Here is a 19805-nt window from a genome sequence, read left to right on the forward strand (position 1 = left end):
GGCCCAGCCACTCCTCTGATTGACGCTCCCATTCCACGGCTGAGCTTTACAGCCCTTGCGCCACGAACTCCGCCGCCCGCGCGCCGATCATCATCGCCGTGGCGTTGGTGTTGGCGTGAATGATGCGCGGCATGACGCTGGCGTCGGCCACCCACAGGCCCTGCGTGCCGTGCACGGCCAGCCGCCGGTCCACCACCGAGTCCGGCCCTTCCCCCAGGGCCGCCGTCCCGACGGGGTGATACAGCGTCGCCGATTCGGCCCGGATGTGGGCGGCGATGGCCGCGTCGCTGCGGATGCCGCCGCCGGGCAGCGCCTCTCCCTGGCGGTGGGCCAGCAGCGGCGGCGTATCGGCGATCTCGCGGGCCAGCCGCACCCCGGTGATCAGGCTCTGCAGGTCGCGCTCGTCGCTCAGGTACTGCGGATCGATCAGCGGCGCGTCCGCCACGTCCGCTGACGCCAGGGTGATGCGCCCCCGGCTGTGCGGGTCCACCAGCACCGGACCGACACTGAAGTGATGCCCCGCCGCCTTGCTGAAGCCGTGATCCCGGAAATACGCGGGGCCGAAGTGGTACTGCAGATCAGGCTCGTCGGTCTGCGGGTCCAGGCCGGGGCGCGCGTGGGCGAAGGCGGCGGCCTCGGCGATGTTGCTGGACAGCGGGCCGCTGCGGTCCCGCAGGTAGCGGGCCAGGGCCAGGGCTTCCGGCAGGGCCTCCAGCGACGGCGTATGGGAGCGGAAAATCACCGGAACGGCCAGGTGGTCCTGCAGGCCCGCGCCCACGCCCGGCAGGTGTTGGCGAACCTGTAAGCCGTGTTTTTCCAGCTCGGCGCGCGGCCCCACGCCCGAGAGCATCAGCAGTTGCGGCGTCTGCACCGCGCCCGCCGCCAGGATCACGCCGCCTGCCGGGGCGTCCAGCGTGCGGCCCTGCCAGCGAAAGCGCACGCCCGCCGTCCTGGGACCGTCCCACAGCAGTTCCAGCATCTGCGCCCCGGTCAGGACCGTCAGGTTGGGATGACCGAGCACCGGTTTCAGGAAAGCCCGGAAGGCGCTGTAGCGTTCGCCGCGCAGGTGGTTGCTTTCCAGCAGGCCCGCGCCCTCCAGGGTGCCGTCGTTGAAGGTGGTTGCCTCGGGAACGTGCAGGGCCACCGCCGCCGCCGTCACGAAGGCCTCGCTCAGCGGGTGGGAGGCCGCCCGCGCCCCGACGGGCAATTCACCGTGGGTTCCACGCGTCTCGGAGGTCCCGCCGCGAAAGTTCTCCAGGCCCTTGAAGGCGGGCAGCACGTCCTCCCAGGTCCAGCCCTCGCCCCAGCCGTCGTAATCGCGTTTTGAGCCACGGATGTAGATGGTGGCGTTGATGGCGCTGCTGCCGCCCAGCACCTTGCCGCGCGGCCAGTAGAACCGTCGGCCATCGGCGCAGGCCTGGGGCACCGTCTGGAAGTTCCAGTCCACCGCCGAGCGAAACAGGCGCGGAAAGCCCGCCGGAGCGCGGATGAAGGGATGGGTGTCGCGCCCCCCGGCCTCCAGCAGCAGCACCTGCAGTCCCGCGTCCAGCAGCCGCCGCGCCGCCACGCAGCCGCCCGATCCGGCCCCGACGATCACCACATCTGCCCGCCTTTCCCGTGTCTGAGCTGTCATTGCGCCGAGTATAGAGAGCCGCGCTTCCATTGACCTCAGGCCAGCAGGCGTTCGGTCAGGCCAGGCAGCAGCCGGTAGATGTTGACGCCGCATTCGCGGTCGAAGTCGGCCTTCAGGGTCAACTTGGCCCGCCATTTGTCGGGCGTGCGGGCGTTGAAGGTGTAGCGCAGGGCGATGTCCACCAGCCGCTCCTCGACGGTGCAAAAGCCCGCCGCCAGCCCCAGCATGTCGCACAGCTGAATCAATCGGTCCTCGTCGGTCTGCCGGGCGCTGGCGATCAGGTGGTCTAGTCGCCGCCACTCCTCCAGCGTGCCGTCCCACTCGCCCTGCAGGGTGTCCAGCTCAGGAATCACGAAGGCGTGCGTCAGGGCGATGCGGGCCGCGTCGGCATAGCCAAGTTCCATCAGGAAGTCGTGACCGTCCAGAATGTGGCGGTCCCGGTTCGGCCCGGTGCGCCGCCCGAGGTCATGCAGCAGGCCCAGCGTGTAGGCCCGCGCGGGATCAAGGCGGGGATGCGCCTGCGCGATGGAACGTGCCGCCAGGGCCACATGCCGGGAATGCTCCACCCACGCGCCGGGATTCAGTGCGGCGGCGTCCTGCAGCAGCCGCTCGGCCGTCTGGTGGTCCGGCAGGCTCAGGTGCGGCTCCACTCGGCGGCCTGCCTGAGGGCGGCGGCGGCCCGGTCTATTTCGTCGGTGGTGGTGGCCCGCCCGAAGCTGAAGCGCAGGCTGGCGCGGGCGTCGGCGTCGCTCAGGCCGACCGCGCTCAGCACGTGGCTGGGCTGCATGGTTCCGGCGCTGCACGCGCTGCCGGCGCTGGCTGCCACCCCCAGCAGATCGAGGTTCATCAGCAGCGCCTCGCCGTCCGCTCCCGGCAGCGTTACCGACGCGACCTTGGGGCTGCCGTCGGGCGGGTGGTTGACGCGCAGGCCGGGAATCTTGGAGACGGCCTGCACGAAGCGTTCGCGCAGCTGCCCCAGGTGGGCGAACGTTGTCTCACGCTCCGCTTCCGCCGCGCTCAGGGCCACGCCCGCCGCGTACACGCCCGCCGTGTCCTGGGTGCCGGGGCGGGTTCCGCCCTCTTGCCCGCCGCCGAAGGTGACCGGAGGCAGCTCGGCACCGCGCCGCACGTACACGAAGCCCACACCGCGCGGGCCGCCCCACTTGTGGGCGCTGAAGGTGGCGTAGGTCACGCCCCAGCCGGGCAGATTCACCGGCAGCACGCCGGGGGCCTGCACCGCGTCGCTGTGGTAGGGCACCCCCTGTGCGGCGGCCAGGGCGGCCAGCGCTGGGGTGTCCTGCACGGTGCCCAGCTCGTTGTTGGCGTGATGGATGGACACCAGCGCGGTGTCGGGCCGCAAAACCTGTTCCAGCTCCTGCGGCGAGTAGCGCCCGTGGGCATCGGGGGTCAGCCACGACACCGTCCAGCCGCGCGCTTCCAGCCAGCGGGCCGGGGCCAGCACGGCGGAGTGTTCGGTGGGCGTGGTGATCAGGTGGCCGGGTGCGCCATGCCCCTCCTGCCATGCCCGCGCCACGCCCAGCAGCACGGCGTTGTCGCCCTCGGTGCCGCCGCTGTTGGCCACGACGGTGCGCGGGTCCACGCCGAACGCGGCGGCGACACGGGCGCGGCCCTCCTCCAGCGTCTCGCGGGCCGCCTGCCCCGCCGCGTGGATGCTGGCCGGATTGCCCGGCAGGGCCGCCGCCTGCGCGTAGGCGGCCAGAGCCTCGCCGGTCATGGGATGGGTCGCCGCGTAGTCCAGATAGATCATGGCGCGCTAGTTCGGGTCGACGGTCGCATAGTCCGCGCCGTCGCGCCGCACGATAAACACCGCGTCGCCCGTCACCTGCAGAGGCTCCGAACTGTTGGCGTTGCGTCCGGCCAGTTGCGAGGCGTCGGTGGGCTGCAGGATCTGGCGTTCGCCGTTGGCGTCGCTGACCACCACGCTGTAGGTTCCGGCAGGCAGGTCGGTGGGGAAGGTGTACTGGAAACTGACACTGCGGGTGGCCGGGGCGCTGGTGTCGGGCGTGTCCGACTCGGGTGGGGTGGCCGGAATCTCCTGCGGCGTGGGTACGGTGGTGTCCGGCGGTTCCTGCGGGGCCGGAATCTGTTCCTGCGGCAACGGCTCGGGGTCTGGCTCCTGTGGCAGCGGCTGCGGCCCGCTGGGCACCTCGGGCGTGGCCGTTTCGGGAGTCGGCGGGGGCGGCAGCGGCAGACTGCCCGTCGCGCGGCTGGGGGCGCTGTAGCGGGCCACCGCCACGGTCAGGGTCACGGGGCCGCCCACCTCCACCCGCACGAACGGCGCGGGCGTCTGCTCCAGCACGCTGCCGGGCGGCTTATCGCTGGGCTGCTCGCTGACCTTGGTGACCACCAGACCCGCCGTGCGGGCGTACTCGCGCGCCTGTTCCACGGTCAGTCCGGTCAGGGTGGGCAGCCACGTCTCCTTGCCGCTGATGCCCGCGCTGACCATCACCTGCACCGGCTGGCCGCGCTGGGCCGGCGACCCGGCCTCGGGCAGCTGCGAGACGATGCGGCCCTCGGGCGTGTTGGTCAGGGTGCCGTCCACCTTCAGCACCTTGCCCAGCACCATCGAGCGGTCTTTCAGGGTGTTCCTGGCCTGCTCCAGATTCTGCTCTTCCAGCTTGGGCACCTCGATGGACGGGGGGTTGTTCACCGTCAGCGTGATCAGGCGGCCAATCGGCAGGTTGGTGCCGGCCGGCGGGTCCTGCCGGATGATGGTGCCGACGCCCTGCCGGCCCGACTGGCCCTCGCTGTAGGCCACCCGGAAGCCGTCGGCGGTCAGTTTCCTGGCGGCGGCCCGCGCCTCCTGCCCGCCCACCGAGGCCACCTCGCGCACCGGGGGGTTCAGGTAGATCTGCGCGGCCTGCGCGCCCAGGTAGACCGCGCCGCCCAGGAACAGCAGCCCCGGAATGAAGGTCAGCCACGCGCCGGGCTGCCGGGGCCGCCGGATGCGCCCGCCGTTCAGGGCCGCCAGGGTGGGGGCGTTGCGCGCCGCGATGTCCTCGGGGGTGCGGGGCAACTGCAGGGCGCGCAGGTAGGCGAGCCGCGGCTCGTCCCCGTCCACCACGATGTCGGCGTCCGTGAGGGCGTAACCGTGTTCGGCCAGCCGGGCGGCCAGCGTCCGGATGTTGTCCACCGTTTCCTGGCGCTTCTTGGGCTGGGCCAGCACCCCTTCGAGCGGAATGCCCCCCACCGTCTGCCACACCGCGTAGTACGCGCCGGGCCGCGCCACGATGTCGGTCAATCCCGCCGGGTTCAGAGCGCGCAGCACCGAGCGGTAGGCATGAAACGCCTGACGGTCCGCCGGGGTGGAGATGTCGAACCACGCCACCTGACGGGTCACGCCCTCGGCGGCCCGGACCTCGGAGAGCGTCACGTTGCCGTACCGCGACAGTTCCCTCAACACGCCGTACTTGCCGTCGATGGTGGTCATCTTGGTGGTTGCTCCCGTCCCGTTCGCCTGCCCCGTCATTCGCACACAGCATAGCGCGGGCCGTGCGCGGGGGGTGGACGGGTGAACAATGTCACGGCCCCACCGGGCAGGCGGGGCCGAAAGCCGGATGGCCGAGAGGTTTGTGGGCCGGGTCAGACTTTCAGGCGCGCCGGTCCTGAACCTCCGCCCCCGTCTTTTCCCTGAGGTCCTCCAGCGTCACGCCGGGAGCCAGTTCCACCAGATGCAGGCCGCCCTCGGCCACGTCCAGCACGCCCAGATCGGTGATGATGCGGTTGACCACGCCCACGCCGGTCAGCGGCAGGGTGCAGTCCTGCAGAATCTTGTGGGCGTTGCCCTTCGCCACGTGTTCCATCAGCACCACCACCCGCTGCACCCCGGCCACCAGATCCATCGCGCCGCCCATGCCCTTGACCATCTTGCCGGGAATCATCCAGTTGGCCAGATCGCCGCGTTCACTGACCTGCATGGCCCCCAGAATGGCGAGGTTGATGTGGCCGCCCCGGATCATGGCGAAGCTGTCGGCGCTGGAGAAGAAGCTCGCGCCGGGCAGCGCGGTGACCGTCTGCTTGCCCGCGTTGATCAGGTCCGGGTCCACCTCGTCGTCGGTGGGAAAGGGGCCGATGCCCAGCAGGCCGTTTTCCGACTGCAACATCACCGACACGCCCGGCGGGATGTGGTTGGCCACCATGGTGGGCAGGCCGATGCCCAGGTTCACGTAGTAGCCGTCCTGCAATTCCTGGGCGGCGCGGGCCGCCATCTCGTCACGGTTCCAGGGCATCTCTAGACCTCCTCTCCGGCGGCGGACGAGGCCGTGGCTTCGGCCTTGCGGGTGGTCCGCTGCTCGATGCGTTTTTCAGGCGTGGCGTTCAGCACCACCCGCTGCACGTAGATGCCCGGCGTGTCGATGCTGTCGGGATCGAGCGTGCCGGTCTCCACGATCTCCTCGACTTCCGCCACCGTCACGCGGCCACACGTCGCCACCACCGGGTTGAAGTTCTGCGCGGTCTTGCGGTACACCAGATTGCCGCTCGTGTCGGCCTTCCACGCCTTGACCAGACTCAGGTCCGCCACGATGCCGCGTTCCAGGATGTATTTCTCGCCGTCGAATTCCTTCTCTTCCTTGCCCTCGGCCACCACCGTGCCCACGCCGGTCTTCGTGTAAAAGCCGGGAATCCCTGCGCCGCCGGCACGCATCCGCTCGGCCAGGGTGCCCTGCGGCGTGAATTCCAGCTCCAGCTCGCCGGCCAGATACTGGCGCTCGAACTCCTTGTTCTCGCCCACGTAGCTGCTGATCATCTTGCGGATCTGGCGGGTCTGGAGCAGCAGGCCCAGGCCCCAGCCGTCCACGCCCGCGTTGTTGCTCACGGCCGTCAGGTCTTTGGCGCCGCTGTCGCGCAGCGCCCCGATCAGCGCCTCGGGAATGCCGCACAGCCCGAAGCCCCCCACAGCGACGGTCTGCCCGTCGGCCACCACATCCGAAAGCGCCTCGGCGGCGTTTGAGTACACTTTATTCATGTCCCGAACAGTGTAGCCGCCGGGCGTCACGGCGGGGTCACGTGCCCACTAAAAACTCCCCCGCGCCGGGCCGCAGGGGAGAGATCCGTTTGGGGAAAGGAGACGAAACTAGCCCTTGCTGGCTCCCGAGTCGCCGTGGACCTTGGCCTTCAGGGCGGCCATGGCGTCTTCCAGGTCGCGGTCGCGGCCCAGGTCTTTCAGCTGGGCGTCGATGTCGTTCTCGCTGCGCAGTTCGGTCATGGCCTTGTTGCGGTCTTCCATGCCTGCCACGCGCTGCTCCATTTCCTCGAAGGCGTCCATCGCGCCGCCTGCCTTGTTGAAACCGCTGGCGCGGTCCAAGGTCTCGCTGGCCTGCGCGGTCTTCTGGCGGGCCGCCAGCAGCGACTTCTTGGACTCCATCTCGTCGATCTTGGCTTCCAGCGCGCGCAGCTGGGTCTTGAGCTGATCGACGGTGCTGCTCTGGGTGGTGCGCTGCTCGTCGAAGCCCTGGGCCAGGTCCTTGGAATTCTGGGCGCGGCGCAGCGCTTCGCGGGCCAGTTCCTCGTTGCCGCCGCGCAGCGCTTCCTCGGCCTTCTTGCCGTACTCGTCGGCCAGACGGCGGTTGGTGTTCGCCTCGCGCTCCAGCTTGGCGTTCTGGCTCATGGCCTCGGCCACCTCGCTGCGGGCCTCACCGTAGGCGGCGCGCATGTCGCGCAGGGCCTGATCGATAATCTTGGCAGGGTCTTCCGCCTTGCTGATCATGTCGTTCACGTTGGCGCGCAGCAGCCGGGACAGTCGGTCAAGTATGCTCATGGGTGGATCCTCCTTGAGAAGTCAACAACGCCCTGGGATGGTGCGGGCGATTGCAGCTATGATTACGCACTTGACGTCCGGGGGGTTGCCGCCGCGTCCGCTTATGAGGCGAGGGTCAACCCTTGCTCAAGCCTTGGGCCGGACAGCACAAGAGGTGGACGGGCCATGCCGTCCACCTCGTTTCCAGACCTGCCTGCCTTCAGAACACGATGGGCCGCAGCCCGATGCTGTCGGCCCCGCAGGCCACGGTCAGGCTCTTGCCGGCCGGGGTGACGGTGCAGCCCAGCGCCCGCAGACCGTCGAGCGGGAAGATCAGGTTGCTGCCGTCGGTGGCGGGGGCCAGCGGCAGTTCCACGGTGCCGTTACTGGTCTGTGCGGATTTGCGCCCCACCGTGGCGGTCAGCACCGAGCCGTCCTCGGTGGTCAGGCGGTAGCTGCCGCCGCCCTGGCTGGTCACGCTGACCACGCCGGCCAGGTCACGGCCCAGCACATAGGGCTGCCCCTTGACCACGCCGGCCGGGGTGGCGGGCTTGCCGGCGGCGGGGGCTGCCGCTGCCTGCGCGGCGTCCACCACCACCAGGCTTTCCTTGTCGTTCAGCGCGCTGAGCAGCAAAAAGGCCCCCAGCGGCCCACCTGCGCGCTCGCGGACCAGCAGGGTGCTGGCCTTGCCGGTGGTTTTCCAGGTGCCCACCGCGCGCCCGCTGAGTTTGCCCGCAATCAGCGGGCGCAGCGAGGCCGCGCCGCTCTTGACGTACAGGCACACGGCGCGCGGGCTGAGCTTCAGGCTGGACGGGCAACTGACGATCTGGCCCTTGATGGCGGCGCTGACCTCGATGGCGAGGGCGCTGGTGGCCTGCGAGGTGGCCGCAGAGGTGGCGGCGGCTTTGGGTGCGGCAGTCTGGGCCGAGGCCGGGGCGGACAGCGTCAGTGCGCCGAGGCCCGCAGCCCCCAGCAGCAGCAGCTTGCGCGCGGCGCGGCGCGCAGGGGTCAGGGAAGCTGGAGTGGGTTCAGGGAACATATGGGCGCATCCTAAGCGCCGCGCATGAGCGTGGACTTTGAGGCGGCTGACGGCCAGCGGCGGGAAACGGGTCGCTGCGCCGGGTTACCCGACCAGCCGCGCCAGCGCCCGCTGATAGACCTGCAGGCTGCCCGCGTCGTACAGCACCATGCGGACCTCCAGTTCAGGGTGAACACTCAGAAAATCCTGAATGGTGGTCAGGGCCACAGGGGCGGCCTGCTCGGTGGGATACCCGTAGACCCCGGTGCTGATGGACGGAAAGGCGACGCAGGGGCAGTCATGTTCTACGGCCAGTTCCAGGCTGCGGCGGTACGCCCCGGCCAGCAGATCGGCCTCGCCGCTGTGGCCGCCGCGCCAGATCGGCCCCACGGCGTGAATCACGGCCTGCACGCCGCGATGCTCCAGCTCGAACGCGGGGGTAATCACCGCGGTCCCGGTGGGCGTGCCGCCGATCCTGCGAATGGCCCTAAGCAATTCCGGCCCCGCTGCGCGGTGGATCGCGCCGTCTACTCCACCACCCCCCATCAGTTGCTGGTTGGCGGCGGTCACGACGGCGGCGCAGTCCTGCGCGGCGATGTCGCCCTGAACGATCCTGAGTGGCATCCTTTCCCCCTACGAATCCACGACGCGCTGCAGGTCCTGCGCGTCCAGCGTCTCGCTGCGGACCGCCTGCGCCGCCGTGACCGCCGCACGGTCCTCCGCGGTCCACTCGCTGCTGGGCACCTGCGCGGCCCGCTCGGCCTGCTGCACGGCCAGCAGTTCCTCGACGGCGCGGTCGAGATCGTCGTTGACGATCACGTAGCGGAAGGCGTGGGCTTCCTGAATCTCCTCGCGGGCGCGGCGCAGGCGCTTCTCGATGCGCTCGGGTGTTTCGGTGGCGCGGCCCTCCAGCCGGCGGCGCAACTCGGTCAGGCTGGGCGGCATGATAAAGACCAGCACGGCCTCCTCGCCCATGCGCGCCTTGACCTGCATGGCCCCCTCCACCTCGATTTCCAGCACCACGTCCTGCCCACGCGCCAGGGCGGCCTCGATGGGCTCGATGGGCGTGCCGTAGCGGTTGCCCACGAAGGCCGCGTGTTCCAGGAAGCCGCCGGCCCTGGCCTTGCTGTCGAACACCTCCGGCGGCACGAACACGTAATCCACGCCGTGCCGTTCCCCGGCGCGGGCCTCGCGGGTGGTCCAGGACGTGCTGTAGAACACGTTCTGCCCGGCCAGCCAGCGTTCGCGCAGCGTGCCCTTGCCCACGCCGGAGGCCCCGGTAATCACGATCAGAAGGCCCCGGCGGGCGGTGGGCGGTGTGGAGGGTGCGGCCTGGTCGAGCGTCATTGCCGTCCAGAATACCCGCAAGGTGTGCCGCGTTCAAAGGGGTGCGGGCGAAGCGGGCGGCGGGGCCGGGCCACCCCCGGCGGAGTGTGAGGCCAGACCAAAGCTCCGGTCCATTTCCTGCGTGGGCGGCGGCCCCTACACTGAAGCGTGTGGTCCCGCCTGACCGTTCCGTTGCTGACCCTGCTGCTGGGGCTGGTGGCCTGCACGCCGCTGTACGTGGTGCATCCGGCGCGCACCCCCGCGCTGAACCTGCAGGGGCCGCCGCCGGACGTGGTGATCTTCAGCATGTCCGGCCGCTGTGGGCCGCCGTGTCTGGCCCCGCGCGACAACTGGGACTACCTGGGATCACGCGGCACGCTGGACCGACTGGCGGATGTCTTCACGGCGGCGGGCTACCGCGTGCAGGTCTCGGGGTACGCCAGCAACGCCGCCGCCACGTTTTCCTCCGAGTACATCGGTGGCCCCCAGCGCGGCTATGAGGCGCTGCGTTCGGACTTCGCCCGCGTGGCGCAAACCTGGATGAAGGCCGCCCGTCCGCCCCGGCTGGTGCTGCTGGGTCATTCGCAGGGCTCGGTGTGGCTGCACCATCTGGCCCGCGTCAATCCGTACGTGCCGGTGGCCCTGCAGGTGGATCTGGACGGCATCTGCGTGGCCTGGAAATCCGACTTCGGGGAAGGCATCCGCGAGTTGGGCGATGTCTACGGCGACGAACCGTCCCCCCTGCAGGCTTGCGACGCCTTTACGGTGGCCGGGCGCACGGTGGGGGCCAAGGACATCGTGTGGCCCAACGTGGCCCTCGATCTGGAGGTCCAGAGCAAGCGCCTGCCGGCCCGTCCCGGCGCGAGCGGCGGCTGGCCGGTCAACTACCTGTTCGAGGTCACGCCCAACGTCCGGCTGGACGGCACCCGCACCGGCATTGAGCGCTTCATCTCCTCGCGCGAGGACCACAGCGCCATCTCGTTTCCCAACAGCGACGCGCTGGCCTGGGTGGCGGTCAAGGCGGCGGCCATCGCGCAGCAGTGGCAGGCTGAGGACGCCCGCCTAGACCGGATCAAGCCGGGCCGCTGACCGCCCCCGCGCCGCCCTCCAAGGCCGCCCCGTACCCCCGCGCCTGCAAGTTGTAGAGAGAGGCGTACTGCCCACCCCGCGCGATCAATTCCGCGTGGCTACCCGCTTCCACGATCACGCCGCCCTCCAGCACCACGATCTGATCGGCCAGCCGCACGGTGGAAAAGCGGTGCGAGATCAGCAGTGTAATCCGGTCTGTGGTCTGCGCCTGCAGCGCCTCGATGGTCTCCGCCTCCGCGCGGGCGTCCAGCGCCGCCGTCGGTTCGTCGAAGACCAGCACCGAGGCGTCCCGGAAGTACAGCCGCGCCAGCGCCAGTCGCTGCCACTGCCCGCCCGACAGTTGCCGCCCGCCCTGAAACAGTCGGCCCAGCGGAGTATTCAGGCCCTCGGGCAACTCGTCCACGAACTCGGCCCCGGCCCGCCCCACCGCACTCTCCACACCCCCTTCCTCGCTCAGCCGCGCCACCTCCGCCAGCGCGACGTTCTCGCGGGCGCTCATCTGGTACTGGCCGAAGTCCTGGAAAATGATGCTCATCTGCTTTTGCACGCTGCGCGGGCTGAAGCGCGCGGCGTCCATGCCGTTCAGCAGGATGGTGCCGCTGCTCGGCTCAAAGAGGCGCGTCAGCAGCTTGACCAGGGTGGTCTTGCCCGCGCCGTTCTCGCCCACCAGCGCCAGCGCCTGCCCGCGCCGCACGCTGAAGTTCACGCCGCGCAGCACGTCACGCTCGGTCAGCGGGTAGCGGAAGCCCACGTCCCGGAACTCGATGGTGTCGATTGGCCCGCTCCACACTTCCCCGGCGTCCAGATCGCGCCCCGGCAGTTCCAGAAAGTCGAAGAGGTTGCGCATGTACAGCAGGTTCTGGTAGATGCCGCTGACGCCGTTGAGTAATCCGCTCACCGTGGCCTGCACCTGCGCGATGCCCAGCACGAAGATGGAAAAGTCGCCCACGCTGATCTGCCCATCGGCGGCTCGCCGCAGAATCAGCGCGCTCGCCAGCCCGACGAGCAGGGCTGAGGCCAATGCCGCCGAAAAGCCCCACGCCGAGCGGCGGCGCACCAGATCCTCCAGCGTTTTGCGGAAGCCCAGGTAGTACTCGCGCCAGCGCCCCAGCAGGTGGCCCTCGAAGCCGAACAGGCGCACCTCCTTGACCAGTGTGTCGGAGGTCAGCAGCCCCCCCAGGTAGTTCTGCACCCGCGCGTCGTGCGTCTGGCGGCGCAGCATGCGGTAACCCTCGACGCCGAAGCGGTTGCTGACGATCACCCCCGGCACGCTCGCCAGCAGCACCAGGGGCAGCACCCACACGCCCAGCCGTGCCATCAGCGCCCCCACCGACACCAGCGTCACGGCGGCCCCCGCCAGCCCCACCAGTTGCGTCGCCACGCCCAGGGGCCGCGAACCCACCTCGCGGTACGCCTGTTGCAGCCGGTCATACGTCTCGGCGTTCTCGAAAGCCTCCACGCTCAGGCCCGACGCCTTGTCCAGAATGCGGCGGCTGACGCTGTGCTGCAGGCTGTCGCCCAAGAGTTGCTGCGAGGCGGTGCCCACCGTACTCAGCAGGCTGCCGAACACGCCCAATGCCACCTGAACGGCCAGCAGGGTCAGCAGCGCCGCGTAGGTCACGCCGCCGCCCGCCGCCTGCGCCACCTCGTCCAGCAGCAGCTTGCCGACGTACAGGTTGGCGGCGGGCAGGGCGCTGCTGATCAATGTCGTGGCCGCGTAGGTGACGCTGTGCCGGGGGCTGGCCCGCCACACCAGACCCAGCGTGCTGAGCAAGTCACGCAGCCGGTGCGACAGCGCGACGTTCTCGTTCTGGACAGGAGTTTGCTTGCGGGCCGCGCCGGTCATCGGCCCCGAGTCTGGCGCATCCGGGCGTGCGGCACCGTGATCAGGGCCGTCCGCTCAGCGTGATCAATGTGGTGTCGCCCTCCCGGTTCGCCAGATACTGCACTTCCGGCACGCCCGCGCGGCCCAGGAACGCCGCGTAATTGCCCGGCCCGATCGGCTCGTCGGTGAGCTGGAGGTAACCGCCCGCTGTCATGGCGGCAATCAGGGCGCGCGGTTGCCAGCCCTCAACCCGGTACTGTTCCACGCGCGTGTCGCCGGCACGAACCTCGGCGCGGTAGCTGCTGCTCTGCGGGCATTCCGGCTGGAAGCCGGGCGGCAAGGGGGCCACGCCGTTCCACAGCTCGCCTGCCTGTCCGATGCAGTACAGCGGCCCGCGCGCCCCCACCTCGCGCGCCAGCCACACGCCCGCGAAGCTGCCCAGAACGGCCAGAATCGCCAGCACCGCGCCCAGCCTGAGCCAGCGCTGCGTCCCCGAACTACTCCCTGGCATGGTCAAGGGCGCTCTCGATCAGCAGGATGACGTGGTGATCCAGCAGGCGGTAGTACGCCACCCGCCCCGCCTTGCGAAAGGTCACCACCCGCCCGGCCCGCAGCAGCCGCAGCTGGTGGCTCACGGCGCTCTCCGAGAGGCCCACCACTGCCGCCAGATCGCAGACGCACAGCTCACGGGCCTTGAGGGCGCTCAGGATTTTCAGGCGGGTGGGATCGCCCACCAGTTTCAGGAAGGCGCTGGCCGTCTCGACCTCCTGTCCGTCCGGTAGCGCCGCTCGCGCCTCAGCTACCGCTTCGGGATGAACGCAATTCACCTCGCAGACGCCCTCTGAAACTGTGCCTTCTTGAGAGGCGATTATCATTTGCCCAGTGTAGCGCGGCGTGGCGTTTGGCCCGGTCACGATCCCAGCTCGATCAGGTACAGGGCGATGAAGCCCAGGAAAAAGGCGCTGGTGATCAGGGGCGTTTCCTTGACCTCGTGGGCCTCCACCAGCAGCTCCTCGGTGACCAGATACAGCAGCGCCGCCGCGCTGAAGGACAGCACGATTTCCAGCGGCAACCCGGTCAGACCGCGCAAGAGCGTGCCGCCCAGCGCCGCCCCCACGATCACCAGCAGGCTCAGCCCCGACACGGTCAGGATGCTGCGGCCCCTGGACACGCCGCGCTCCCCCAGGCTGGCCGCCACCGACAGGCCCAGAAACAGCAGCTCCAGCGTCAGCGCCACCACCAGCAGCGTGCCCACCCGCTCGCCCGCCGCGAAGCCCACGCCGATCAGCAGGCCGTCGATCAGGATGTCGATGCCCACGGCGGCCAGCAGGCCGGTGGCGGAACGCGGGGCGTCCGCGTCCTCTGCCCCGTCCCCCTCTTCCTCCGGTTCCAGCCGTCCCACCAGCGCCCGCACCGCCAGCATCAGGCCCACGCCCAGCACGAAGCCGATCACCACGCCCAGCGGCTGCCCCCCCGCCGTGATCTCGGGCAGCAGTTCCCCGGCCACGGCGGCGAACACCACCCCCGCCGCGAAGTGCTGCACGAAGCTGCGAAGGCGCGGCCCCGGCGGGCGGAAACTCGCCACCACGCCCCCCAGCACCGTGGCCGCCACCGGAATCAGTGTCAGCAGCAGAATCTGGGCCAGCGAGACGTTCACTGCGCGGCTTCCAGCGCCGCCAGGAGGCCGGGCCGCTGGTCATCGAAATAGCCGGAAAAGACCTGCTCGCCGATGACCGTCACCGGCGCGATTCGCACGCCCGCCCGCGCCTGCATCTCGGCCAGCGCCGCCGGGTCTTCGCGCACGTTTTTCTCGGTGAAGGCGGCTCCCTTGCCCTTCAACAGCCGCTTGACCGCCTCGCAATCGGCGCAGCCCGGCACCGTGTAAACCGTGATGTCCGGAGCCATGTTAAACCCCTCCCGAGGCGGGCAGCCCGGACGGCGCTGGGGCTTTTCTGACCGCGCCGCCCTTCCACCCCAGCAGCCGCAGCGCGTTGGCGGTCACGATGGCCGTGGCCCCGGTATCCGCCAGAATCGCCATCCACAGGTTCGTGTAGCCCAGCAGCGTGGTGACCAGAAAGATCGCCTTAAGGCCCAGCGCGAAGGCAATGTTCCACTTGATGTTGGTCATGGTGTCGCGCGACAGCTGCACCAGATCGGCCACGTCGCCCACCCGCTCGCGCAGCAGCGCCGCGTCCGCCGTTTCCAGCGCCACGTCGGTGCCGCCACCCATCGCGATGCCCACGTCCGCCTGCGCCAGCGCCGGGGCGTCGTTGATGCCGTCGCCCACCATCGCCACGCCGCCATTCTTCTTGAGTTCGGAAATCAGCCGCAGCTTGTCTTCCGGCAGCAGTTCGGCCTGCACATCCAGCCCCAGGCCGGAAGCAATCGCGCGGCCCGTGCGGGCGTTGTCGCCGGTGAGCATCACGGCGTTCACGCCCATTTCTTTCAGGCGGGCAATCGCAGCTTTGGCATCCTCGCGCGGCTCGTCGCGGATGGCGAGGACGCCCAGCACCGCGTCCGCGCTGTGCAGCACCACCGCCGTCTTGCCCGCCTCCTCCAGCGCGGTCAACTTGCCCTGAAGGTCAGGCGTCAATTTCAGGGTGCTGGCGGCGTGTTGAGGGGAGCTGATAAAGAGGCTGCGGCCCTCCACGCTGGCGCTGGCACCCTTCCCGGCAATCGCTTTGGCGTCCTGCGCGGCGGGAGCGGTAACGTTCAGCCGCGCCGCTTCTTTCGTAATCGCCTGCGCCAGCGGGTGCGAGCTGCCCGACTCGACGGCGGCGGCCAGTCGCAAAACCTCACCCTCAGACACGCCCGCGCCGATCACGTCCGTCACGCGCGGTTTGCCCGCCGTCAGCGTGCCCGTCTTGTCGAAGGCCACCGTCTTGACCGTGCCAATCGTCTCCAGCGCCGCGCCGCCCTTGATCAGCAGCCCGCGCCGCGTGCCCGCGCTGATGCCGCTGGTAATGGCGGCGGGCACGCTCAGCACCAGCGCGCACGGGCAGCCGATCAGCAGCAGCGTGATGCCCTTGTACAGCCACGGGTACCACTCTGCGCCCAGCAGTAGCGGCGGCACCAGGGCGACGAGTGCCGACACCAGCACCACTCCGGGCGTGTAGTACCGGCTGAAACGGTCAATAAAGCGTGCCGTGGCCGCCTTGCTGCCCTCGGCCTCCTCCACCAGCTCGATAATCCGGGCGATGGTGTTGTCGCTGGCTTCCTTCTCCACCGTGACGCTCAGCACGCCGTCGGTGTTGATGCTGCCCGCGAACACCGTGTCGCCCACGGTCTTGGTCACCGGCATGCTCTCGCCGGTCACCGGGCTGTCGTCCAGATTGGAGGTGCCGCTCAGAATCGTGCCGTCCGCCGGCACCCGCCCGCCGGGGCGCACCTGCACGGTCTGCCCGATCTGCAGCGAATCGGCGGGAACCTCGCGCGTCCCGCTGCCCTCCACCAGCAGCGCCGTCTTGGGGGCCAGCGCCGCCAGTGCCTGAATCCCCGCCCGCGCCCGGCCCGCCGCCACGCCTTCCAGCAGTTCCCCAATGGCGAAGAAGAACACGACGACGGCGCCCTCAGCCGCCTGCCCGATGGCAACGGCGCCGATGGCGGCCAGCGAGACCAGCATATTGATCGAGAAGGGATCGCCCAGCCGCGCGCTGGCCCACGCCTGCTTCGCCAGCGGCCACACCCCCAGCACGGTGGCCGCGACGTAGCCGTACACCGACAGCCCCGGCTCGATGAAGCCGAAGCCCCAGGCCAGCGCCAGCAGCACGCCCGAGAAAATCACCAGTTTGCCCTGCTTGCCCCGGTACCACGGCGTCCCGGCGGGCAGCACCTCGTGAACGTGCCCGGCGTGATCCTCCGCCGCGTGATCGTGCCCGCTGTGGTCTTCGTGCGGTGGCTGGGCCGCCTTGCTCTGCGCCGTTTCTTGCAACGATGGCGTGTAGCCCAGCGCCAGCAGATTCTTCTCCAGCGTGGCGCGCGGCGTCTGCGCCTCGTCCAGTTCGAGCTTGAGGGTCTGCCTGGCAAAACTGGTCCTGACCTCCGCCGTGCCGGGCAGGCGGTTCACCATCGCCTCCACCTTCTGCACGCAACTCGCGCAGTCCATTCCGTCCACGAAATACACCAGGGGGGCGGCACCGGAGGCGGGGCAGGGGGAAGCCATGCCAGAAGTATATCTGAATGGTTGCTCAGATGTCGTGGGTGGGCCGATCACCGGGGAAGGAGCGGGCGGATGAAGTAGCCTCTGGTTGATGCCCGCCGCCAATTACCTGCGCTCGATCTGCGTGATTCCCGTTGCGCCCGGCGCGGATCTGCATGACCACTCGCTGTGGGAGCGGGTGTTCAGCGGCTGGCGCTTTCTGCCTCTGCGACACGCCGACGACTCCCTGACCGAGCACGCCCAGAACGTGATTGATCTGGTGATCGCCCATGACCGCGCCGAGGTGCGGGCCGGGGCGCTGCTGCTGCTGTCGTGGCCGCAGGCGGGCCAGAGCCTGCCGGGTCTGGTCAATACCCTGGACGATGGCCGCTTTGTGGTGGTGCGCGTGTTCGGCATCCACCTGACCGAGGTGCAGGAGCGTACCGAACGTCTGACCGAGCGCCTGCTCCGGGAGAAGGCCTTCGCCTTTTCAGCCGGCACCCGCGTGACCCTGGCCCTGAGCGTGGACGGCGTGCGTACGAACCTGACCAGCGGCCGCATTCACACGTCCCGCAGCGGGGCGTGGCAGGCGTTTTACACCACGAACAAGTACGCCCTGATTGTGATGCTGGTGCTGCTGGTGCTGGCCGTCTCGGTGGTGCTGCTGCTCACCCCCGAGCGCCCGTACACGCCGCTGGCGAAGGTCTATGACCTGTCGGGCCGTGTGCTGTCGGCGGTGCTGTTCAACATCGTCCTGCTCGGCTCCCAGTTTCTGTTCTACCTGCGCCACCGCGCCGTGATCGAGTGGGAAAAGCCGTAAAGGGTCAAGGGTTTAAGAAAGCACGGACTGCTTGCTCCTCAGACTTTTAGACCTTTAGACCCTTAGACGCGCGGCCACGCGCCATACTTTTCCATGCCCCGCGTCTGGAAATTTGGCGACAGCGTGAACACCGACGACATCCTGCCCGGCAAGTTCGCGCCGTTCATGGCCGGCGAGGACGTGTTCCAGACCTTCGCCTTCCACTACACCCGCCCGGAATTCGCCGCGCAGGTTGAGCCCGGCGACGTGCTGATCGGCGGGCGCAACTGGGGCCTGGGCAGCAGCCGCGAGTACGCCCCGCAGGCCCTCAAGAAGCTGCGGGTGGGGGCCATCGTCGCCCCCAGCTTCGCGCGCATCCATTACCGCAACCTCTTAAATCTGGGCATTCCCGCCTTCGAGGCCGACCTGACCGGGGTGCTGGAGGACGGCGAAGAGGTCACGCTGGACATCGACACGGGCGTGCTGACCCACCCGCGCGGCACCGTGCAACTGCCGCCCCCGCCCGAATTTCTGCGCGAGGCGCTGGCCGAAGGCAGCATCCTGGCCTTTTTCAAGAAGCACGGGCGTTTTCCGGGTGAACACAGTCCCGGAGAAAAGCCCTCGGAAGGCCAAACCCCGTAGCAGACCCCGTAGACTGGAGGTTATGGCTACGCTGGAAATTGAATGCCCCGTCTGCGCCGAGGTGCTGGAACTGAGTGACGCCGACCGCGCCGAGCTGAAGGTGGGCGACGTGATCGTGTGCGACTCGTGCAACGCCGAGATGGAAATCACCCGCAACGGCGGCGGCGAGGACTTCGAGCTGGAACTGCTGGGCATCCTGACCCTGTGCCCCAACTGCAACGAGGAATTCGAGGTCACCGAGGACGTCCTGGCGGCCGCTCCCACCGTGCAGGCCACCGACGGCAGCGAGGTCAGCCTGGTGAGCTGTCCCCACTGTCAGGCCAGCATCGAGCTGGAATTCGAGGACGAAGAGGATCGCCCCGCTCTGTCTAGCCAATAGCGTTTGAAAACCTTATGATCCCTTAGCCTATCAAACGCAAGGAGAAATGATGACGACTATCCAATTTGAGAATCCGGATACCGGTGCGCCTATCGAACTGACCAATCCTGAACTGGGCGAACTGGTGATCGACGACGAAACGGGCGTGGAATATGAAGTCGTGTCCGTAGACCCGCCCCGACTGGAAGCCGCCCCGCAGGAAGCGGAGGACTGGGGAGAGTAAGCCCTCTGTCGGCATCTGGCGGTCAGCGCAGCCCCTGCCCTGGCCGCCGTTTGCTGGAGGCTTTTTCCCTGAACTGCTATGGCCGAACTTGCCGTGCTGTATGACCGCATCCGCCCCGACGAGAAGATGCTGTTCGAGGCGCTGGACGCCCTGGGCACGCCCTACGACAAGGTGTACGTCCCGCACCTGAAACTGACCTTCGACGACGCGGGCGCCGCCGCCGTGCCGTGGAGAGTCGCCATCGAGCGCTGCGTCAGCCAGACGCGCGGCCACGCGGTCACCCGCGCGCTGGAGGGCTTCGGCGTGCAGGTGATCAACCCCGGCCACGTCATCGAGTTGTGCGGCGACAAGCTGGCGACGAACGCCCGCCTGCACGCCGCCGGGCTGCCCACCCCGCGCACCGGGGTCAGCTTCGACGGCGACGCCGCGCTGGAACAGATCGAATCTCTGGGCTACCCGCTGGTGCTCAAGCCCACAGTGGGTTCCTGGGGGCGCATGGTCAGCCGGCTCAATGACCGCGACGCCGCCGAGGCCGTCATCGAACACAAGGAAGTGCTGGGCGGCCCGCAGCACGGCGTCTTCTACGTGCAGGAACTGGTGAACAAGCCGGGGCGCGACATCCGCGCCTTCGTCATCGGCGGCGAGTGCATCGGCGCGATCTACCGCACGTCTGAACACTGGATCACCAACACGGCGCGCGGCGCCAAGGCCAGCAACTGCGAGGTCACGCCTGAGCTGGCCGATCTGGCCGTGCGGTCTGCTGCCGCCGTGGACGGGCGCATCGTCGCCATCGATCTGGTGGAAGACCCGCAGCGCCGGGGCGAGTGGGGCGGCCTGCTGGTCATCGAGATCAACCACACCATGGAGTTCAAGAACAGCGTCTCCACGACGGGCGTGGACATTCCCCGCCGGATGGGCGAGTACGCGATTGGACTGCTGGAAAAGGCGCCTGCCGGTCAAGCTGTCTAGCGGCTC

General features: G+C 69.2%; 22 protein-coding genes. 6 read left to right on the forward strand and 16 right to left on the reverse strand.

Features of this window, described 5'->3' with window-relative positions:
- Positions 1-46: 46 nt before the first annotated feature.
- From FHR04_RS17980 to gmk, 10 genes are all read right to left on the reverse strand, one after another.
- Positions 47-1633, reverse strand: a complete 1587-nt coding sequence (locus FHR04_RS17980) for a GMC family oxidoreductase (RefSeq protein WP_139404593.1) — start codon at positions 1631-1633, stop codon at positions 47-49.
- 35 nt (positions 1634-1668) lie between these two features.
- Positions 1669-2283: an HD domain-containing protein gene (locus FHR04_RS17985; RefSeq protein ID WP_249039203.1), complete on the reverse strand. Its 615-nt coding sequence runs from the start codon at positions 2281-2283 to the stop codon at positions 1669-1671.
- Positions 2268-3401, reverse strand: coding sequence for a cysteine desulfurase family protein (locus FHR04_RS17990; protein ID WP_139404594.1), 1134 nt, complete (start codon positions 3399-3401; stop codon positions 2268-2270). Before FHR04_RS17990 ends, FHR04_RS17985 begins: the two co-directional genes overlap by 16 nt.
- A 6-nt stretch (positions 3402-3407) precedes the next feature.
- Positions 3408-5123 (reverse strand): PASTA domain-containing protein, encoded by a 1716-nt coding sequence (locus tag FHR04_RS17995; RefSeq protein WP_249039204.1) that lies wholly within the window; start codon positions 5121-5123, stop codon positions 3408-3410.
- A 121-nt stretch (positions 5124-5244) separates the two neighbouring features.
- Entirely contained in the window at positions 5245-5883 is a 639-nt protein-coding gene (locus tag FHR04_RS18000; RefSeq protein ID WP_139404595.1) for a CoA transferase subunit B, read from the reverse strand.
- 2 nt (positions 5884-5885) lie between these two features.
- Positions 5886-6620 carry a CoA transferase subunit A gene (locus FHR04_RS18005; RefSeq protein ID WP_139404596.1) on the reverse strand — a complete coding sequence of 245 codons (735 nt, stop codon included), beginning with the start codon at positions 6618-6620 and terminating at the stop codon, positions 5886-5888.
- Positions 6621-6728: 108 nt separating this feature from the next.
- The gene (locus tag FHR04_RS18010) at positions 6729-7412 is read right to left on the reverse strand and encodes a PspA/IM30 family protein (protein WP_039683615.1); all 684 of its coding nucleotides are present in this window, start codon (positions 7410-7412) and stop codon (positions 6729-6731) included.
- Positions 7413-7611: 199 nt separating this feature from the next.
- Positions 7612-8430, reverse strand: a complete 819-nt coding sequence (locus FHR04_RS18015; protein ID WP_081995006.1) for a hypothetical protein — start codon at positions 8428-8430, stop codon at positions 7612-7614.
- An 84-nt stretch (positions 8431-8514) separates the two neighbouring features.
- The gene (locus FHR04_RS18020; protein ID WP_139404597.1) at positions 8515-9033 is read right to left on the reverse strand and encodes a macro domain-containing protein; all 519 of its coding nucleotides are present in this window, start codon (positions 9031-9033) and stop codon (positions 8515-8517) included.
- Between the two features lie 9 nt (positions 9034-9042).
- The gene (gene gmk, locus FHR04_RS18025) at positions 9043-9756 is read right to left on the reverse strand and encodes a guanylate kinase (RefSeq protein ID WP_139404598.1); all 714 of its coding nucleotides are present in this window, start codon (positions 9754-9756) and stop codon (positions 9043-9045) included.
- 147 nt (positions 9757-9903) lie between these two features.
- Between gmk and FHR04_RS18030 the strand changes: the two genes are divergently transcribed.
- Positions 9904-10824 carry an alpha/beta fold hydrolase gene (locus tag FHR04_RS18030; RefSeq protein WP_139404599.1) on the forward strand — a complete coding sequence of 307 codons (921 nt, stop codon included), beginning with the start codon at positions 9904-9906 and terminating at the stop codon, positions 10822-10824.
- Here the strand turns inward: FHR04_RS18030 and FHR04_RS18035 are convergent.
- Genes FHR04_RS18035 through FHR04_RS18060 form a run of 6 tightly spaced genes read right to left on the reverse strand, consistent with a single transcriptional unit; the run spans position 10808 to position 16811 of the window.
- The gene (locus FHR04_RS18035; protein WP_139404600.1) at positions 10808-12670 is read right to left on the reverse strand and encodes an ABC transporter ATP-binding protein; all 1863 of its coding nucleotides are present in this window, start codon (positions 12668-12670) and stop codon (positions 10808-10810) included. The two genes, FHR04_RS18030 and FHR04_RS18035, sit on opposite strands and share 17 nt — an antisense overlap.
- A gap of 40 nt (positions 12671-12710) precedes the next feature.
- Entirely contained in the window at positions 12711-13160 is a 450-nt protein-coding gene (locus FHR04_RS18040; protein ID WP_249039205.1) for a hypothetical protein, read from the reverse strand.
- Positions 13147-13524, reverse strand: coding sequence for an ArsR/SmtB family transcription factor (locus FHR04_RS18045; protein WP_139404601.1), 378 nt, complete (start codon positions 13522-13524; stop codon positions 13147-13149). Before FHR04_RS18045 ends, FHR04_RS18040 begins: the two co-directional genes overlap by 14 nt.
- Before the next feature lie 35 nt (positions 13525-13559).
- Complete coding sequence (locus tag FHR04_RS18050) at positions 13560-14306, reverse strand: ZIP family metal transporter (protein ID WP_139404602.1); 747 nt, start codon at positions 14304-14306, stop codon at positions 13560-13562.
- The gene (locus FHR04_RS18055; RefSeq protein ID WP_139404603.1) at positions 14303-14554 is read right to left on the reverse strand and encodes a glutaredoxin family protein; all 252 of its coding nucleotides are present in this window, start codon (positions 14552-14554) and stop codon (positions 14303-14305) included. Before FHR04_RS18055 ends, FHR04_RS18050 begins: the two co-directional genes overlap by 4 nt.
- Before the next feature lies 1 nt (position 14555).
- On the reverse strand, positions 14556-16811 hold the full coding sequence (locus FHR04_RS18060; protein WP_139404604.1) for a heavy metal translocating P-type ATPase: 2256 nt from the start codon (positions 16809-16811) through the stop codon (positions 14556-14558).
- Positions 16812-16899: 88 nt separating this feature from the next.
- Between FHR04_RS18060 and FHR04_RS18065 the strand changes: the two genes are divergently transcribed.
- The 5 genes from FHR04_RS18065 to lysX all read left to right on the forward strand — a co-directional run bounded on the left by FHR04_RS18065 (position 16900) and on the right by lysX (position 19799).
- On the forward strand, positions 16900-17607 hold the full coding sequence (locus FHR04_RS18065) for a hypothetical protein (protein WP_139404605.1): 708 nt from the start codon (positions 16900-16902) through the stop codon (positions 17605-17607).
- A 93-nt stretch (positions 17608-17700) separates the two neighbouring features.
- Positions 17701-18228 (forward strand): LeuD/DmdB family oxidoreductase small subunit, encoded by a 528-nt coding sequence (locus FHR04_RS18070; RefSeq protein WP_139404606.1) that lies wholly within the window; start codon positions 17701-17703, stop codon positions 18226-18228.
- A gap of 22 nt (positions 18229-18250) precedes the next feature.
- Positions 18251-18607 carry a hypothetical protein gene (locus tag FHR04_RS18075; protein WP_139404607.1) on the forward strand — a complete coding sequence of 119 codons (357 nt, stop codon included), beginning with the start codon at positions 18251-18253 and terminating at the stop codon, positions 18605-18607.
- A gap of 49 nt (positions 18608-18656) precedes the next feature.
- The gene (lysW, locus tag FHR04_RS18080) at positions 18657-18830 is read left to right on the forward strand and encodes a lysine biosynthesis protein LysW (RefSeq protein ID WP_139404608.1); all 174 of its coding nucleotides are present in this window, start codon (positions 18657-18659) and stop codon (positions 18828-18830) included.
- Between the two features lie 78 nt (positions 18831-18908).
- A complete protein-coding gene (lysX, locus tag FHR04_RS18085; protein ID WP_139404609.1) occupies positions 18909-19799 on the forward strand; it encodes a lysine biosynthesis protein LysX in 891 nt (296 codons plus the stop codon).
- Positions 19800-19805: the final 6 nt, after the last annotated feature.

The organism is Deinococcus radiopugnans ATCC 19172 (genome assembly GCF_006335125.1).
In the GTDB taxonomy this organism is placed as follows: domain Bacteria; phylum Deinococcota; class Deinococci; order Deinococcales; family Deinococcaceae; genus Deinococcus; species Deinococcus radiopugnans.

What these genes read in the sequence shown, in the direction of transcription:
- FHR04_RS17980 (WP_139404593.1), bottom strand. Translation starts at nt 1,633, where the DNA reads ATGACAGCTCAGACACGGGAAAGGCGGGCAGATGTGGTGATCGTCGGG.
- FHR04_RS17990 (WP_139404594.1), bottom strand. Translation starts at nt 3,401, where the DNA reads ATGATCTATCTGGACTACGCGGCGACCCATCCCATGACCGGCGAGGCT.
- FHR04_RS17995 (WP_249039204.1), bottom strand. Translation starts at nt 5,123, where the DNA reads ATGACGGGGCAGGCGAACGGGACGGGAGCAACCACCAAGATGACCACC.
- FHR04_RS18000 (WP_139404595.1), bottom strand. Translation starts at nt 5,883, where the DNA reads ATGCCCTGGAACCGTGACGAGATGGCGGCCCGCGCCGCCCAGGAATTG.
- FHR04_RS18005 (WP_139404596.1), bottom strand. Translation starts at nt 6,620, where the DNA reads ATGAATAAAGTGTACTCAAACGCCGCCGAGGCGCTTTCGGATGTGGTG.
- FHR04_RS18010 (WP_039683615.1), bottom strand. Translation starts at nt 7,412, where the DNA reads ATGAGCATACTTGACCGACTGTCCCGGCTGCTGCGCGCCAACGTGAAC.
- FHR04_RS18015 (WP_081995006.1), bottom strand. Translation starts at nt 8,430, where the DNA reads ATGTTCCCTGAACCCACTCCAGCTTCCCTGACCCCTGCGCGCCGCGCC.
- FHR04_RS18020 (WP_139404597.1), bottom strand. Translation starts at nt 9,033, where the DNA reads ATGCCACTCAGGATCGTTCAGGGCGACATCGCCGCGCAGGACTGCGCC.
- gmk (WP_139404598.1), bottom strand. Translation starts at nt 9,756, where the DNA reads ATGACGCTCGACCAGGCCGCACCCTCCACACCGCCCACCGCCCGCCGG.
- FHR04_RS18035 (WP_139404600.1), bottom strand. Translation starts at nt 12,670, where the DNA reads ATGACCGGCGCGGCCCGCAAGCAAACTCCTGTCCAGAACGAGAACGTC.
- FHR04_RS18040 (WP_249039205.1), bottom strand. Translation starts at nt 13,160, where the DNA reads ATGCCAGGGAGTAGTTCGGGGACGCAGCGCTGGCTCAGGCTGGGCGCG.
- FHR04_RS18045 (WP_139404601.1), bottom strand. Translation starts at nt 13,524, where the DNA reads ATGATAATCGCCTCTCAAGAAGGCACAGTTTCAGAGGGCGTCTGCGAG.
- FHR04_RS18055 (WP_139404603.1), bottom strand. Translation starts at nt 14,554, where the DNA reads ATGGCTCCGGACATCACGGTTTACACGGTGCCGGGCTGCGCCGATTGC.
- FHR04_RS18060 (WP_139404604.1), bottom strand. Translation starts at nt 16,811, where the DNA reads ATGGCTTCCCCCTGCCCCGCCTCCGGTGCCGCCCCCCTGGTGTATTTC.
- FHR04_RS18065 (WP_139404605.1), top strand. Translation starts at nt 16,900, where the DNA reads ATGCCCGCCGCCAATTACCTGCGCTCGATCTGCGTGATTCCCGTTGCG.
- FHR04_RS18070 (WP_139404606.1), top strand. Translation starts at nt 17,701, where the DNA reads ATGCCCCGCGTCTGGAAATTTGGCGACAGCGTGAACACCGACGACATC.
- FHR04_RS18075 (WP_139404607.1), top strand. Translation starts at nt 18,251, where the DNA reads ATGGCTACGCTGGAAATTGAATGCCCCGTCTGCGCCGAGGTGCTGGAA.
- lysW (WP_139404608.1), top strand. Translation starts at nt 18,657, where the DNA reads ATGACGACTATCCAATTTGAGAATCCGGATACCGGTGCGCCTATCGAA.
- lysX (WP_139404609.1), top strand. Translation starts at nt 18,909, where the DNA reads ATGGCCGAACTTGCCGTGCTGTATGACCGCATCCGCCCCGACGAGAAG.